Below are 13654 nucleotides of genomic sequence, written 5' to 3'. Positions count from 1 at the left end.
GAGTGTTCTATGGCCAGTTCCGCAATTTCGAACATCATCCGCAAAAACGGGCAATCCTTCATCACCAAAGCCATCGATTCGGTGGTCACCAATGGCAAGGGCGGCAGTTCCGCCCTCTCCTTGCCCAGCAAGATCGCCGGTGTGGCGCTGACCCGGATCGCGATGCGTTCGGTGCCGGGCGCCATTATCGTGGGCGGCGTGCTGCTGGCCAAGCATTTGCATGATGCGAAGAAAGACAAGGCTAAGGCCGAAGCAACCCCGGCGCCCACACCCAAAACAACCTGATTTTCCGCCAAGCGCGCGATCAGCTTCCTCTTGATCGCGCGCCGATGTTGCGGCATCGGGCGACATGGCTCCTGAATCGCACGATCTTCATCACTCCGACCATCACCACCCCGACCTGCATCGTCGCGGGTTGATGTTCATCCTGTCCAGCCCGTCCGGCACCGGCAAGACAACCATTGCCCGCCGCCTGCTGGCCGAAGATCATGCGATCAACCCTTCGGTATCCGCCACAACCCGCGCGCCCCGCCCCGGCGAGGTCGATGGCGTCGATTACTTCTTCGTGTCGCAGGAAGAATTCGACCGCATGGCGGAAAACGACGAATTCTATGAATGGGCCGAGGTTTTCGGCAATTGCTATGGCACGCCCAAGGCCCACATCCGCGCCGGGCTGAAACACGGCAAGGACTTCCTGTTTGACATCGATTGGCAGGGTACGCAGCAGCTCTATCAAAAGGATGCGCAGGACGTTGTCCGCGTCTTCCTCCTGCCGCCCAGCATCGAGGAACTGCACCGCCGCCTGTCCGGTCGCGGCACCGACAGCGCCGAAGTCATCGCCGGACGCATGGACCGCGCCCGCGCCGAAATCAGCCACTGGGACGCCTATGATTATGTCGTCGTCAATGAAGACCTCGACGAATGCTATGAGCAGGTAAAGCTGATTTTGGCCTCGGAACGGTTGCGGCGCAAGCGTCAGACCGGGTTGATCCCATTTGTGCGCGGGTTGTTGCGGACGAAACATGGGTGAGTGAAGAGGTGCCTCCGGCGGGCAAAGGGACTGGCCCCTTTGCAATCCCATTACCGGGGTGGCGCAGGATTGGCCGCTTTGCGGTTAAGTCGAAGCTTTGAAGGCCTGCGGCGCGGCGATTTCATGCCTGAATGCGCCGCAGGCTTTAATATCAACCATCGCGTCCGACAGCTTTCACCGCCACCTTGGCGCAACGCCGACAGTATAGGGATTGCAAAGGGCCATCGCCCTTTGCCCGCCGGAGGCACCGCTCCCCCTCTTGCGCCCCCAAAACCACCCCGCTAAACCCCTGTAATGAACCAGCCACAATCCGCGCCCAACATCCCGCTTTCGCTTTTCGCAGGCGCCCTGCTCTATGGGGGCCTGTGTGTTCTGGCGGGCGTTTTGGGGACCAAGATCGCCGATCTTGGCACATGGCCTTTGCTGGGCAATCTGGCGGTGGAGAGCGGGATTTTCGCCTTCCTCATTCTGGTCGTCCTGGCCAGCGCGACGGCGGAGTTGCATGGCACGGCCACGGCCAACAAACTGGTCCGCTTTGGCTTTGTGCCGCTGATCGTGTCGATGGCGCTGTTGATGATCGTCATCCACGCCGTGCCGCCCGCCCCGTTCTGGACCGATCAGGCCGCCTTCGCCCATTTGTTGGGTCAGGGCGCGCGGATGCAATTTGCCGGGCTTTGCTCCTATGGCACATCGCAAACGCTCAACGTCTATGTATTCTCGCGGCTGGCGGCGGGGCGCGATGGTAAATTGCTGTGGATGCGCGCATGGCTGGCCAGTTTGCTCAGTCAGGTGGTCGATACGCTGATCTTCATCACCATCAGCTTTTACGGCGTGCTCGACCTTGGTCCGTTGATGAAGGGTCAGATCATTTCCAAGCTGGTGCTCTCCACCATCATGGTTCCGCCGCTGATCTATCTGTTTGTCGCGCTTGGGCGCTGGCTTGATGGCGCGCGTCGGGCGTAAAAAACACTTCTATTCCGGCAAAAGCGCGGTAAACGGCGCCCCATGACCGAAACCCCGCATCTCGATTCTAACGCATCCCTGCTCGCCAAAGCCGAAACGCTGATTGAGGCCCTGCCCTATCTCAAGCGTTACGAAGGGCGCACTTTCGTCGTGAAATATGGCGGCCACGCCATGGGCGACCCCGCGCTGGCGCAGGATTTTGCCGAGGATATCGTGCTCTTGAAGGCCGTGGGCATCAACCCCGTGGTCGTCCATGGCGGCGGCCCGCAGATTGGCCGGATGCTCAAGGCTCTGGGCATCGAATCGCAATTCATCAACGGGTTGCGCGTGACCGACAAGGCCACCGCCGAAGTGGCCGAAATGGTCCTGTCGGGCGCAATCAACAAGGAACTGGTCAGCTGGATCAGCAAGGCGGGCGGCAAGGCCGTCGGCATTTCCGGCAAGGATGGCGCTCTGGTCACGGCCCGCAAGGTCGAGGCGCAAAAGCTGGGCAAGGCGATCGAAGACCCCGACAGCGGCGAGGCCATCGTGGTGGACCTTGGTTATGTGGGCGAGCCCGATCATATCGACACCTCGATCCTTGAAACCCTGTCCAGCGCCGGCCTGATCCCGGTCATCGCCCCGATCGCGGTGGGCCATGATGGTGAAACCTATAATATCAACGCCGACACGATGGCGGGCGCAATTGCCGCTGCGATTGGTGCCGCGCGCCTGTTCCTGCTGACCGACGTTCCGGGCGTGCTGGACAAGGACAAGAACCTGCTGACCGACCTGACGCCGGCCGATATCGAGGCTTTGGCAGAAGACGGCACGATCAGCGGCGGCATGATTCCCAAGCTGGCCACCTGCACCCATGCCGTTGAGGCAGGCTGCGAGGCGGCGGTCGTGCTGGATGGCCGCGTACCCCACGCCATGTTGCTGGAATTCTTCACCAGCAAGGGCGCAGGCACGCTGATCCGCAAGGCATAACGGGCATTTTGCGAAGTTTTGCAGGAATCCACTGCAAGCCTATTCTTACGCTCTTGCAAAATTTGTAAGTAACACTTACAAACCTTCCTCAGCGCTCCGGTTGCGCGCGTGGCTTTGCTCGGCTAGGTCACGCGCTCTGCCATTGGGAGAGGAAGCGCCCCGTGATTAACGAAGTGATTATCCCCATTCTGCTGTTGTTGGCCGATATCGTGTCAACGGCCGTTCTGGTGCAAGTCGTTCTCGGGCTGCTGATCGCCTTCAATGTCGTGAACCTGCATAATCCGCTGGTTTCGGGCATCTGGCAGGCGCTCAACGCGATTCTGGAGCCGCTCTTGAGGCCGATCCGGCGGGTAATGCCGAACACCGGCTTTCTTGACCTATCGCCGATGGCGCTGCTGGTGCTGATTCGCATCGTCATCATCTTGCTGGTTTACATTGGGAATCATTACGGATGAGCGAGAACAAAGTAATCGACGGGAAGGAATTTGCTGAACGGCTTCGCACGCGCATCGGCGTGCTGGCGGGTGAATTCGAGGCAAAGGCTGGTCGCAAGGCGGGTCTGGCCGTGGTGCTGGTGGGCGAAGATCCGGCCAGCCAGGTCTATGTGTCCTCCAAGGGCAAGCAGACCGTCGCCGCGGGCATGAACAGCTTTGAATACAAGCTGGCGGCGGATGCCACGGAGGCCGAATTGCTGGCCGTGGTGGAAAAGCTCAACGCCGATCCGGCCGTCGATGGCATTCTGGTTCAGCTCCCCCTGCCCCGTCACATGGACGAACAGAAGGTGATCGCCACCATCGACCCGGACAAGGATGTCGATGGTTTCCACGTCACCAATGCGGGCCGTCTGGCCGTGGGTCAGGCCGGTTATGTGCCCTGCACCCCGCTGGGCTGTCTGATGCTGCTCGAAGATCGTCTGGGTGATCTCAAGGGCCTGAACGCGGTTGTGATCGGGCGGTCGAACATTGTGGGCAAGCCCATGGCGCAACTGCTGCTCTCGGCCAATTGCACCGTCACCATCGCGCATCGTTACACCCAACATCTGGCCGATATCGTACGGCGCAGCGACATTGTTGTGGCCGCCGTTGGCGTGCCCGAAATGGTCAAGGGCGACTGGATCAAGCCGGGCGCGACCGTGATTGACGTTGGCATCAACCGCCTGCCCCCCGCCGAAGGCAAAACCAAGGGCCGGATCGTGGGCGATGTGGATTATCAAGGCGCGGTTCAGGTGGCGGGCGCCATCACTCCGGTGCCGGGCGGCGTTGGCCCCATGACGATTGCGGTTCTGCTGCGCAATGCGCTGGTGGCCGCTTATGCGCATGAAGGTCTGGCGCTGGCCACGGCGGATCTGCCGGAGCATTCGATCTGATGACAAAGCCCGCCTTTCTTGCAAAATTTGGAAGGCGGGCTTTGCCTGCATTGGCGGTGACGGCATTACTGTGCGCCCCCGCCATGGCCCAGCGCCCACCCAAGGGCATGGCCACGATGTTCGCCCTGCCCAGCGACATTATCGCGCGCGAAATCGGCTTTGCCCGCGCCGTGCGGGACAAGGGCCAATGGAACGCCTTTCGCGACCATGCCGCCCCCGACGCACAAATGTTCGACGGCGACAAGGTCGTGCGCGTGCAGGACTTTGCCCGAAGCCAGCGTAATCCCGCTCAGCCGCTGCAATGGCAGGTCCACAATGTCTGGATGAGCTGTGACGGGGCGACGGCGATTTCCTATGGCGGATGGCAACAGGGCGCGGCCCATGGCTGGTTTTCGACCATTTGGCAGCGTCAGAAGAAGGGCCAGTATCTCTTCGTTCTGGATCAGGGCGGCGTGACCGAAAAACCAATGGCCGAACCCGAATGGGCCGAAGCCAAAGTGGCCGAATGCGGGCCGCGCGGGCAAAAGGCGCTGGAGTTTACGCCCATCGCGGCCGGCGAATATCTGTCGGGGGAAAGCAGCGATCACTCGATCGAATGGAAAACCTCGGCCCGGCCCGATGGCACGCGTGATTATAGCGTCAGCGTGAAGATCGGGAACAAGATGACCGCGGTCCTCGAACGCTCTTCAAGATAGCCCCCCTTTCGCCGGCCTGCGGGCTGGGTTAAGAGTGGGTCATGCTTGAACTTTTCATCTCCACCTTCGCCACATTGTTTGTGGTGATCGATCCGGTTGGCTGCGCGCCAATTTATGGCGGGTTGACGGCCAACTATACACCGCAGGCCGCGCGCAGCACCGCCATCCGCGCCAGTTTCATTGCCAGCGTGATCCTGATCACCTTTGCCCTGTTCGGCAAAGGGTTGCTGGCCGCACTGGGGATTGAGCTGAATGCGTTCCGCATCGCGGGCGGGATGATGCTGTTCCTGATCGCGCTGGAAATGGTGTTTGAAAAGCGGACCCAGCGGCGCGAGGAAAGGCTCGAAAAGGTCAAGCACACGCCCGAACCCCATGAAGACATCAGCGTTTTCCCCATGGCCATGCCGATGATCGCGGGGCCGGGATCGATCGCCACGGTCATGCTGATGATGGGCCATGCCACCGACCGGACGGGCGCGGCGGTTGTTCTGGCCGCGTTGATCAGCGTTCTTTTGCTGACCGGGATTGCCTTGCTGGCCGCCGGGCCGATCATGCGCCTGTTGGGCAGCCGGGTCGAAGCGGTGATCACCCGCGTTCTGGGCGTGCTGCTGGGGGCGCTGGCAGTGCAATATGTGATTGACGGGGTGCGCGGGGTTCTGGGGCATTAAGCCCAAAACCCCGCCCCAAAACCCCGCAAACCATCAAACCGAATTGGCGCGCGCAATCCGGCCAAGCACCCCGGCGCTGGGCTTGGGGGTGCGTTTGAATGTGGTGCGGTCGAACGCGCACAGGCCAAAACGGATGCGATAGCCAAACACCCATTCGTAATTGTCGATCAGGCTCCAGTGGCAATAGCCGATTACGGGCACGCCATCATCCATCGCCTTTTTGAGTTCCGTCAGCGCCGCAGGGATCAGGTTGGCGCGGATTTCATCATGCTCGCTGCCCACACCATGTTCGGTCACCATGATCGGCAGGCCGGTCTGCGCATAGGCATAGCGCGCCACGCCCGCCAGCGAGGGCGGATAGACCTCGGCCCCCATCGTGTTGGTGACGGCACCTGGCGGATTGGGCAGCTTGCCCTTATCGGTCCAGACGCTGCGTTCGTAATTCTGGATGCCCAGGAAATCGCAATCACTCTTGGCCAGACGCAGCCAATCGCCATAGAAATGCTCACGCTTTGCATCGCGCAGGCTGACCGCGCCCTTGGGCAAATTGGGCGCCGCCTGTTCATCCAGCATGGCAAGGCTGACGCCCACAGGCAGATCGCCCCGCACCGCCTTGATCGCGGCGCGCCCCAGACGGTGGCCTTCGAGCAGATGCCTTTGCGTGCGGGCGCCATCGGGCGTGTAGAGCGGGTTGCCCGGTTGATAAAGCGCCACGCCCAAAGCCTTGGCGGCGGCCTCCACCATCGCCTTGTCCGCGCCCAGAAAATCGCCGGGCAGCAATTCGCCCAGCTTGCCCGACAGGTTCGGCTCATTCAGCGTTGTGGCATAGGCCATGCCGCCCGCCAGATGGCGCGCCGCGCGGTCGCAATAGCGTGCGAAAAGCGCAGGCGCATCATCTCCATGCCAACCGCCCAGCGCGGCAAACCAACGCGGCGTGGTGAAATGGTTGAAGGTGACGACCGGCGTGATGCCGCGCGCGTGGCACCCCTCGATCATCGCCTTGTAATGATCGAGCATGGCGATGGAAAACTGGCCCTGCTCCGGTTCGATCCGCGCCCATTCAAGGCTGAAGCGATAGGTGTTCAAACCAAGGCTTTTGACCAGATCGAGATCGGTCTCCCACAACAGAAAACTGTTGGCTGCGTCCCCGGAAGGTTCGGCATAGACAGTGGGTTTCATATGTTCGAGAAACCACACGTCAGAGGAGGTATTGTTGCCCTCCACCTGATGTGCCGCCGTGGCCGCGCCCCAAAGGAAGCCCTTGGGGAAAGCCGAGTTGAACGGCTTTTCCTTGCCTGCGGCGTGCAGGGCCCCGCCTAGCGTCGAGGATGCCGCTGTGGAAAGGGCAACCGTCGCGCCCAGCATGGCCCTGCGGTCGATCACAGGCTGATCACCTTTTCATCATTGTTGAAGGACGGGAACGGCATATACGAAATGCGCAGCCGTTGTTGCAGCGAGAGCTTGTGCTCGCCCTTGGGGAAGCCACCCGGCAGCGCCACCATGATCGTCGCGGGCGCGCCAAAGGGCCAGCGGCGGTCAAAGGCCGTTTCCATCTGATCCAACGTCAACGGACCGGGGCCTTCATCAAACGTGATGGCTTCGCGCGGCAAAGCTTCACCGTCGATGGAGACTTTCAGATCCTCAACCATCGACAGACCAAGGCCGCGATAATAGCCCAGCTTTGTCGTGAAGGAGAAGCCGGTGGGCGCCTCGGCAGGGCCGGTGTTCTGCACCGAGGCGGGGTCAATGATATATTTGTCAAACATTACGCAAACTCCGCTTCCGCCTTGGCGATCAGGCGTTCGAACATCACATGCTGGCGGCGGACCTGTTCGCGGCTGTCGACTTCATGCACGTCCTGAATCCAGCGGTTGCCCTCATATTCGGACGAAAGCGTGCCTTCCCAGCCCGCCTTGACCAGCGCCGGAATCACCTCGTCATAGGCGATGGCAGGGTCCGTGCAGTCCTCGTTCATTTCATAGAACTTGGCCTGAATATGGCGGAAATAAGGGGCGTAATCGCCGATCCGCTTGGGGTTGGCATAGGGGGCGTGGCGCAGGGTTTCGGCCATGGCGACCTCGGCCTTGTTGCCCTGCATCTTAACGGCGACTTCAAAGATAGTGTATTCGCACATCACCTTCTGCTCGTGCTGCTCGACGATAAAGTCGCAGACTTCGGGGCGGGCGCCCTGGCGTTCGAAACGGGCGCGGAAGGCGGGCGGGTAATGCTTCATGAAAATGCCCATGTCGGGCAGGATGCCAAGATGCTTTGTCTGAAGGCGATCGGCCACCTCGATCGTGCGCAGGATCCATGCATGTTCCAGATGCCATGGCGCATGGACCTCGACCCCCATATGCACGTCCAGCTTTTCGGCTACGGCCACGCATTTTTCGAGGATGTCGGGGCGCACAAAGATCAGGATGCGCATGTTTTTGATGCCAAGCCGGTTGCACAGGATCAGGTCGCGATGGATGCTTTCGACCTGTTCCTCGTCGCTCATCAGGCGGTCCTTGCGGCGCTTGGTGTCGAGGAACATGTCATAACAGGTGAAATGCGCATCATGGCGGGCCAGCATATCGCGCCATTCGCCCACCTGCGCATCACTGATGTTCGGGAAAGTCGGCATATTCTGTTCGGGCAGGATTTCGATGCCCGGCGCGCCGATCTTCGCGCCAAAGGCCACGCAATCCTCGACGCTCATTTTGCCAAGGAACATCTCTTCCTGAAAGCTGTAGAGGCTGATGCCCCGTTTGATTTTCGATGTCATGATTTTCACGCTCCGGTGGGGGCGGTTTCGCGCCCCGAAACAACAATCAGCACCAGCACGGCGGACACGAGGCCAAACACCCCCGCCGCCACAAAGGCGCCCTGCATATGGCCGAAATGTTCGCGCAACAGGCTGACCAGCAGCGGCGAGGTGAATTGGCCGAAAAAGAAACAGGCGGTCCAGATGCCCATCCCGCGCCCGCGATGGGCAAAGGGCAAATGGTTCTGCGCCCAAGCGACAAGGCAGGGAACCGCCATGCCCGCGCCGGTTTGCTGAATGGCCATGCCCACCAACATGCCGCGCCAGTCATGGATCAGCCCGATGACGACCAGCCCCGCGCCCAACAGCCCAAAGAGCGTGAACAATTGCCAGCGCGGCCCAAACTTGCCCGTGAACCAGAACAGCCCCGCGCCCGCCATCACAAACAGGCTGGGGACCGTGGTCAAACGGCCGATCGTGGCCGAATCCCTGACCCCGATTTCCTGCCACACAATGCCGCCATTGATGATGAACACGTAATAGAGCGCGCTGCCCAGCAGCGTCACGCCCGCATAGGTCAGTACGTTGCGCCATGGGAAAGGCTCACCCCCTTCGTCCATGCCCAGCATTTTGCGCGCCGTCTCGTCGCTGTCCGGTTCATAGAGGAAAAGCGCGCTGGCCAGAAAAGCCGGAAAACCGATGGCATAGACAAGGAAGATGCCATTCCAACGCACCGCCGTCAGATAGCCGGAGAGCAGGATCACCGCGCTGCCCAGAACCGGTCCGGCAAGGCCCTGAATGGTCAGCCAGAAACGGCGGTCCTTGGCGTCCCAATAATCCCCCACCAGCGTGTTCAGCGTGGTCAGGATTGCGGCCTCTGCCACGCCAAGGGCAAGGCGCGAGGCATAGATCTGGTCAATCGAGTCAAGAAAAAAGGGCGCAACGCCGACAAAGCCATAGAGCGCCGTCGACACCAGCAGCAATTTGCGACGCCCGAATTTATCGACCAGTAAACCGGCAAACAGCGCCAGCAAGGCGATGGTCAGGCCCGGCGCGGAAACCATCGCGGGCACTTTGGCAATCGCGGCCGGATCGCGCGCGGCGAAATGATCGATGATCGCGGGCACGGCCGGAAACATCGAAACAATCGCCACAATGGGCAAAAAGGCAACCGTCACCAACGTGATGCCTTGCGCTGCACCGGCTTTGCGCGGTGCCTGGGAATGGACGCTCAAGACTCTCTCCCGATTGCGGACTGACCATGGCCGTCGCATAATTTATTTAGAACTCTTATTCTGAAATCTAAATGGGGGCTCGTGCTTTTGTCAAGGCGATGATTGTCGCGACCTTGGAAATCGGCATGGCTGGAACAGGATCATGGGCCGATTCGAGGGCGCAAACGCACTGATCGCCAAGCCATCAATTCCATTTATGAAACAGGGCAAAGCATAGTGCATGATTCGACGGATGATTGCGCGAAAATGGCCATAAATTCCGCAAATGCGAGCATTCCGAGCAGATGCAGCGATAGTTGTTTTCGATAAAAAACCATCACGCTGCTCTATTGGTTTTCGCGGAAAAAACGGGCGATCGGGCAAGTCGGCGTATCGCCCTCCACCCTGCAAACCACCTTTGTGTTGCACACCCGCAACGGTGGCCATAGCGATCCATATTGACAGGCCGCAGAAACGCTCATTATCTAGAACAATAGTTTTAATTTTGTAAGAGCGCCGAAGTCATTTCGGCCCATCAGGGAGAATTGCCATGAATCGCGGTCTTGCCGCAGCGCTTTGCGCATCCGTCAGCATGCTTGCCATCCCGGCCTTTGCCGCCGAGCAAGCCCCCGCCGCCGAATCGCCCAAATCTGCGGGCCTGTCGGAAATCGTCGTCACCGCATCGCGCGTGGAAACCTCATCGCAAAAGACGCCCATCGCGCTGACCGTCTATTCCGGCGCAGATCTGGCCGCCAAGGGCGTGTCGAACATGCAGGCCCTGTCCAGCATTGACGCCAGCCTGAACATCACCAGCAACACCGGCGCCGCCTATGTCGCGGTGCGCGGCATTGCCTCGACCGACACCACCGAAACCGGCGACCCGTCGGTGCCGATTGCGCGCGATGGTTTCTACACCAACCGCTCGTTCAACATCCAATCATCGATGTATGACGTCGCCCGTGTCGAAGTGCTCAAAGGCCCGCAAGGCACGCTTAACGGTCGCAATTCGACCGGCGGTCTTGTCTCGATCATCACCAATCGCCCGACCAACCGCAACGAGGGCTATGTCAGCCTGGGCACCGGCAATTACAATGCCTTCGACGCCGATGCCGGGGTCAACTGGGCCGCATCGGACAAGGTTCAATTGCGCGCATCGGGCACCTATCACTCGCATGATGGCTATCGCAACCTGACCGGCATTTATAACGGCACCCCCTTGCGCGGCGATGACCAAAAGGTCGGGTCGGGCCGCATTCAGGGCGTTTGGAAACCGCTCGACGGGCTCAAGCTCTGGGCGTCCTATCAGCATGACGAGATCGACAATGTCGGCGACGTGACAATGGATTCGACCATCGCCGTGCGCCCCGATTTCGGCAATGCGCGCAGCTTTGCCAATACCGCGCCGACCATGACGCGCCTGACCGCGGACCGTGTCCGTTGGGAAGCGGTCTATGACGCCCTGCCCGCCGGCCTCTCGCTGATCTACGCCGGCGGTTATGACAAGAGCAGCTTCCGCCACCGCACCGATGCTACCGGCCCGGTCTATCCGGCGGTGCGCCAATTTGTTCAGGCCGAAGACCCCACGACATGGAACCATGAAGTGCGCCTGTCGAACAATGCCAACAGCCGCCTGTTCTTCCAATTGGGCTGGTTCAATTTCAAGGAAGACAACATCATCAATTCGGGCCTGTACAATGTGCAGATGACCGGATTGTTCGCCCCGGGCGGCCCGCTGGCCGCGATGGGACAGCCGGACCGCTATGGCATCAAATTCGATTACAACATCGCCACCAAGTCGAACGCGGTGTTTGGACAGATCGCCTATCGCATCAATGATCAAGTCAAGCTCACGCTGGGCGCCCGCAACACCTGGGACAGCAAATTCCGCACGGGCAATGCGGTGCTGTTCCTGCCCGCTTTGGCCAGCCCATTTGCCCCGGCCATGTCCATCATCACCCCCGGCAACGGCAATATGAACAGCAGCGAGCCGACCTATCACGTCGGCCTTGATTATCAGGTCACCCCGCGCAGCCTCGTCTATGCCAAGTTTGACACCGGCTATAAGGCGGGCGGTTTCAACTCGAACGGATCGGCCGCCTCGGTTTCCTATGAACCGGAAAAGCTGTCGGCATGGGAAGTGGGGACCAAGAACCGCTTCCTCGACAACAATTTGCAGGTGAATGCGGCAGCCTTCTATTTCGACTATCGCGGCTATCAGGCCTCGCGCAGCACCGATGCGCTGTCGGGCGGTTCGGGCATTTTCAACGTCGGTTCGGCCAAGATCATGGGCGCCGAATTGCAGACGATCGCGCTGGTCCATGGCTTCCGCCTCGACAGCAATATCGCCCTGCTCCACACCGAATTTGGCAAGGGCATTTCGGTGCGTGACGGAGCGGGCACCACCCGCGACATCAGCGGCCACAAATTGCCAAACGCGCCCGGTTTCGTCGCCACCTTTGGCGTGGAAAAGGCGGTTGAGGCCGGGTTCGGCACGTTCACCCCGCGTATCGACGGCAAATATTCCTCGTCCTTCTATTATGACGTGTTCAACGACGCCGACACGCGTTCGAACGCCTATGTCACGGGCAATGCCTCGATCAATTTCAAACCGGCCCACGGCAATTGGCAGATTGACGCCTTTATCCGCAACTTCACCGACAAGGTCGTTCTGGCCAATGCCGGGCGCAACTATGTGGCGAACAAGAACACCTATCAGTTCCAGCCACCGCGCACTTTCGGCATTCGCGGCAGCCTGAAATTCTGATCATCTCCAAAGGCGGGGCGGGCATGGCGCCTGCCCCGCTTTCATTATTTCTGATTTTGATTTATCGCCTCTCCCATAAACACAGGGATGGCTAAAATGCGTTTCAAACAGCTCGACCTCAACCTGCTGGTCGTCTTTTCCGCATTGATGGAAACGCGCAGCGTCACCCGCACGGCCGAACGTCTGGGCCTGACCCAACCCGCCGCCAGCGCGTCCTTGCGCCGCCTGCGGGCGTTCTTTGGCGATGAATTGCTGGTGCAGGTGGGCAAGCGCATGCACCCCACCCCCTTTGCCGAATCACTTTTTCCGCAAATCCAGCGCAGCCTGCAAAGCGTTGAACAGGCCATTGCCACACCCGCCGGTTTTGATCCGGCAACCGCCACGCGCCGGTTCCGCATCAACGCGTCTGACTATGTCATGGTCGCGGTTCTGGTCGGGCTGGCCGAACGGGTGACCGCCGCCGCGCCCCATATACAGCTTGAAGTGATGCAGCCGACCGAGCGCAATGCCGACGATCTGGATGGCGGTCAGATCGACCTGCTGATCGCGCCGGAACAATTGCTGGCGCCTTGGCATCCCTCTGAATTCCTTTACGAAGAAGAACAGGTCGTGGTCGGATGGGCGGGCAACCCACTGTTTGCCAAAGGGCTGACGGCTGATGATTTCTTTGCCTGCGGCCATGTCGGCGTCGCATTGGGTTCACGCCGCGCCGCGACCTTTGCCGACACCCAACTGGCCCGCATGGGGCGCCAGCGCCGGATCGATATCGAGGTCGCCTCTTTTGCCTCTGTGCCATGGTTCCTGCAAAACACGATGCGCCTGGCCGTGCTGCACAAACGGTTGGTGCGTGCGATGATGCCGCAATTCGATCTGGCTTTCGCGCCGATGCCCTTTCCTTTTCCCCGCCTGCGTGAAATGGTGCAGTTTCATGAAGCGCGCCGGGATGATGCGGGCCTGATCTGGCTGCGCGAGCAATTGCGTTTGGCGGCACAGGCTATATCATAAATTCAATCTATCATTATTGATCCAGATAATGACTTTTACAGATTGACCACTCTCCCCCTAAATGCCCCCGATCAACGCGCCCGTCGCGGCGCATAGGGAGAGCATATGCGCCAGCACATCGGCGCCGCGCATGAGGCGCGGCCATGAACAAACTCGACATACTTGTCATTGGTGGGGGCATTGGGGGCCTGACGAGCGCGATAGCGCTTTGCAAGGCGGGGCATAATGTCACGG

15 protein-coding genes are annotated in these 13654 nt (G+C 60.2%); 11 read left to right on the top strand and 4 right to left on the bottom strand.

Translation table 11 applies throughout. The features are described from left to right. Window positions 1-9 precede the first annotated feature (9 nt). The 8 genes from ACZ9HU_RS09440 (at window position 10) to ACZ9HU_RS09405 (ending at window position 5691) form a co-directional block, all read left to right on the top strand. On the top strand, window positions 10-285 hold the full coding sequence (locus ACZ9HU_RS09440) for a hypothetical protein (RefSeq protein ID WP_476104474.1): 276 nt from the start codon (window positions 10-12) through the stop codon (window positions 283-285). Between the two features lie 64 nt (window positions 286-349). Further along, window positions 350-1030, top strand: coding sequence for a guanylate kinase (gene gmk, locus ACZ9HU_RS09435; RefSeq protein WP_476104472.1), 681 nt, complete (start codon window positions 350-352; stop codon window positions 1028-1030). A gap of 294 nt (window positions 1031-1324) precedes the next feature. Beyond that, complete coding sequence (locus tag ACZ9HU_RS09430) at window positions 1325-1993, top strand: queuosine precursor transporter (protein WP_476104470.1); 669 nt, start codon at window positions 1325-1327, stop codon at window positions 1991-1993. Between the two features lie 42 nt (window positions 1994-2035). Beyond that, window positions 2036-2962, top strand: coding sequence for an acetylglutamate kinase (gene argB, locus ACZ9HU_RS09425; RefSeq protein ID WP_476104469.1), 927 nt, complete (start codon window positions 2036-2038; stop codon window positions 2960-2962). A 161-nt stretch (window positions 2963-3123) separates the two neighbouring features. Beyond that, window positions 3124-3417: a YggT family protein gene (locus tag ACZ9HU_RS09420; protein WP_476104467.1), complete on the top strand. Its 294-nt coding sequence runs from the start codon at window positions 3124-3126 to the stop codon at window positions 3415-3417. Beyond that, window positions 3414-4328 carry a bifunctional methylenetetrahydrofolate dehydrogenase/methenyltetrahydrofolate cyclohydrolase FolD gene (gene folD / locus ACZ9HU_RS09415; RefSeq protein ID WP_476104465.1) on the top strand — a complete coding sequence of 305 codons (915 nt, stop codon included), beginning with the start codon at window positions 3414-3416 and terminating at the stop codon, window positions 4326-4328. Before ACZ9HU_RS09420 ends, folD begins: the two co-directional genes overlap by 4 nt. Before the next feature lie 56 nt (window positions 4329-4384). After that, window positions 4385-5023, top strand: coding sequence for a hypothetical protein (locus ACZ9HU_RS09410; protein WP_476104463.1), 639 nt, complete (start codon window positions 4385-4387; stop codon window positions 5021-5023). A 41-nt stretch (window positions 5024-5064) separates the two neighbouring features. Next, window positions 5065-5691 (top strand): MarC family protein, encoded by a 627-nt coding sequence (locus tag ACZ9HU_RS09405; protein ID WP_476104462.1) that lies wholly within the window; start codon window positions 5065-5067, stop codon window positions 5689-5691. Window positions 5692-5724: 33 nt separating this feature from the next. Here ACZ9HU_RS09405 and ACZ9HU_RS09400 read toward each other — a convergent pair whose 3' ends face one another. From ACZ9HU_RS09400 to ACZ9HU_RS09385, 4 genes are read right to left on the bottom strand one after another with little or no spacing between them, the layout of a single operon-like run. Then, the gene (locus ACZ9HU_RS09400) at window positions 5725-7074 is read right to left on the bottom strand and encodes a glycoside hydrolase family 1 protein (RefSeq protein ID WP_476104460.1); all 1350 of its coding nucleotides are present in this window, start codon (window positions 7072-7074) and stop codon (window positions 5725-5727) included. Further along, entirely contained in the window at window positions 7071-7457 is a 387-nt protein-coding gene (locus ACZ9HU_RS09395) for a C-glycoside deglycosidase beta subunit domain-containing protein (protein ID WP_476104458.1), read from the bottom strand. Before ACZ9HU_RS09395 ends, ACZ9HU_RS09400 begins: the two co-directional genes overlap by 4 nt. Beyond that, window positions 7457-8458 (bottom strand): sugar phosphate isomerase/epimerase family protein, encoded by a 1002-nt coding sequence (locus ACZ9HU_RS09390; RefSeq protein ID WP_476104456.1) that lies wholly within the window; start codon window positions 8456-8458, stop codon window positions 7457-7459. Before ACZ9HU_RS09390 ends, ACZ9HU_RS09395 begins: the two co-directional genes overlap by 1 nt. A gap of 5 nt (window positions 8459-8463) precedes the next feature. Beyond that, window positions 8464-9672 carry an MFS transporter gene (locus ACZ9HU_RS09385; protein WP_476104454.1) on the bottom strand — a complete coding sequence of 403 codons (1209 nt, stop codon included), beginning with the start codon at window positions 9670-9672 and terminating at the stop codon, window positions 8464-8466. 529 nt (window positions 9673-10201) lie between these two features. Between ACZ9HU_RS09385 and ACZ9HU_RS09380 the strand changes: the two genes are divergently transcribed. From ACZ9HU_RS09380 to ACZ9HU_RS09370, 3 genes are all read left to right on the top strand, one after another. After that, window positions 10202-12415, top strand: coding sequence for a TonB-dependent receptor (locus ACZ9HU_RS09380; protein WP_476104452.1), 2214 nt, complete (start codon window positions 10202-10204; stop codon window positions 12413-12415). 96 nt (window positions 12416-12511) lie between these two features. After that, window positions 12512-13420, top strand: coding sequence for a LysR family transcriptional regulator (locus ACZ9HU_RS09375; RefSeq protein ID WP_476104451.1), 909 nt, complete (start codon window positions 12512-12514; stop codon window positions 13418-13420). 143 nt (window positions 13421-13563) lie between these two features. After that, a partial coding sequence (locus ACZ9HU_RS09370; RefSeq protein WP_476104794.1) for an FAD-binding protein occupies window positions 13564-13654 on the top strand: 91 nt, incomplete at its 3' end.

It is taken from the genome of Novosphingobium sp. Sphag1I, from assembly GCF_056279125.1.
Note: the sequence above shows the minus strand (reverse complement) of the source record. Positions and strands in the feature narration are given on the sequence as shown.

Coding starts and splice junctions, on each gene's coding strand:
- ACZ9HU_RS09440 (WP_476104474.1), top strand. CDS start 10: ATGGCCAGTTCCGCAATTTCGAACATCATCCGCAAAAACGGGCAATCC.
- gmk (WP_476104472.1), top strand. CDS start 350: ATGGCTCCTGAATCGCACGATCTTCATCACTCCGACCATCACCACCCC.
- ACZ9HU_RS09430 (WP_476104470.1), top strand. CDS start 1,325: ATGAACCAGCCACAATCCGCGCCCAACATCCCGCTTTCGCTTTTCGCA.
- argB (WP_476104469.1), top strand. CDS start 2,036: ATGACCGAAACCCCGCATCTCGATTCTAACGCATCCCTGCTCGCCAAA.
- folD (WP_476104465.1), top strand. CDS start 3,414: ATGAGCGAGAACAAAGTAATCGACGGGAAGGAATTTGCTGAACGGCTT.
- ACZ9HU_RS09405 (WP_476104462.1), top strand. CDS start 5,065: ATGCTTGAACTTTTCATCTCCACCTTCGCCACATTGTTTGTGGTGATC.
- ACZ9HU_RS09395 (WP_476104458.1), bottom strand. CDS start 7,457: ATGTTTGACAAATATATCATTGACCCCGCCTCGGTGCAGAACACCGGC.
- ACZ9HU_RS09390 (WP_476104456.1), bottom strand. CDS start 8,458: ATGACATCGAAAATCAAACGGGGCATCAGCCTCTACAGCTTTCAGGAA.
- ACZ9HU_RS09380 (WP_476104452.1), top strand. CDS start 10,202: ATGAATCGCGGTCTTGCCGCAGCGCTTTGCGCATCCGTCAGCATGCTT.
- ACZ9HU_RS09375 (WP_476104451.1), top strand. CDS start 12,512: ATGCGTTTCAAACAGCTCGACCTCAACCTGCTGGTCGTCTTTTCCGCA.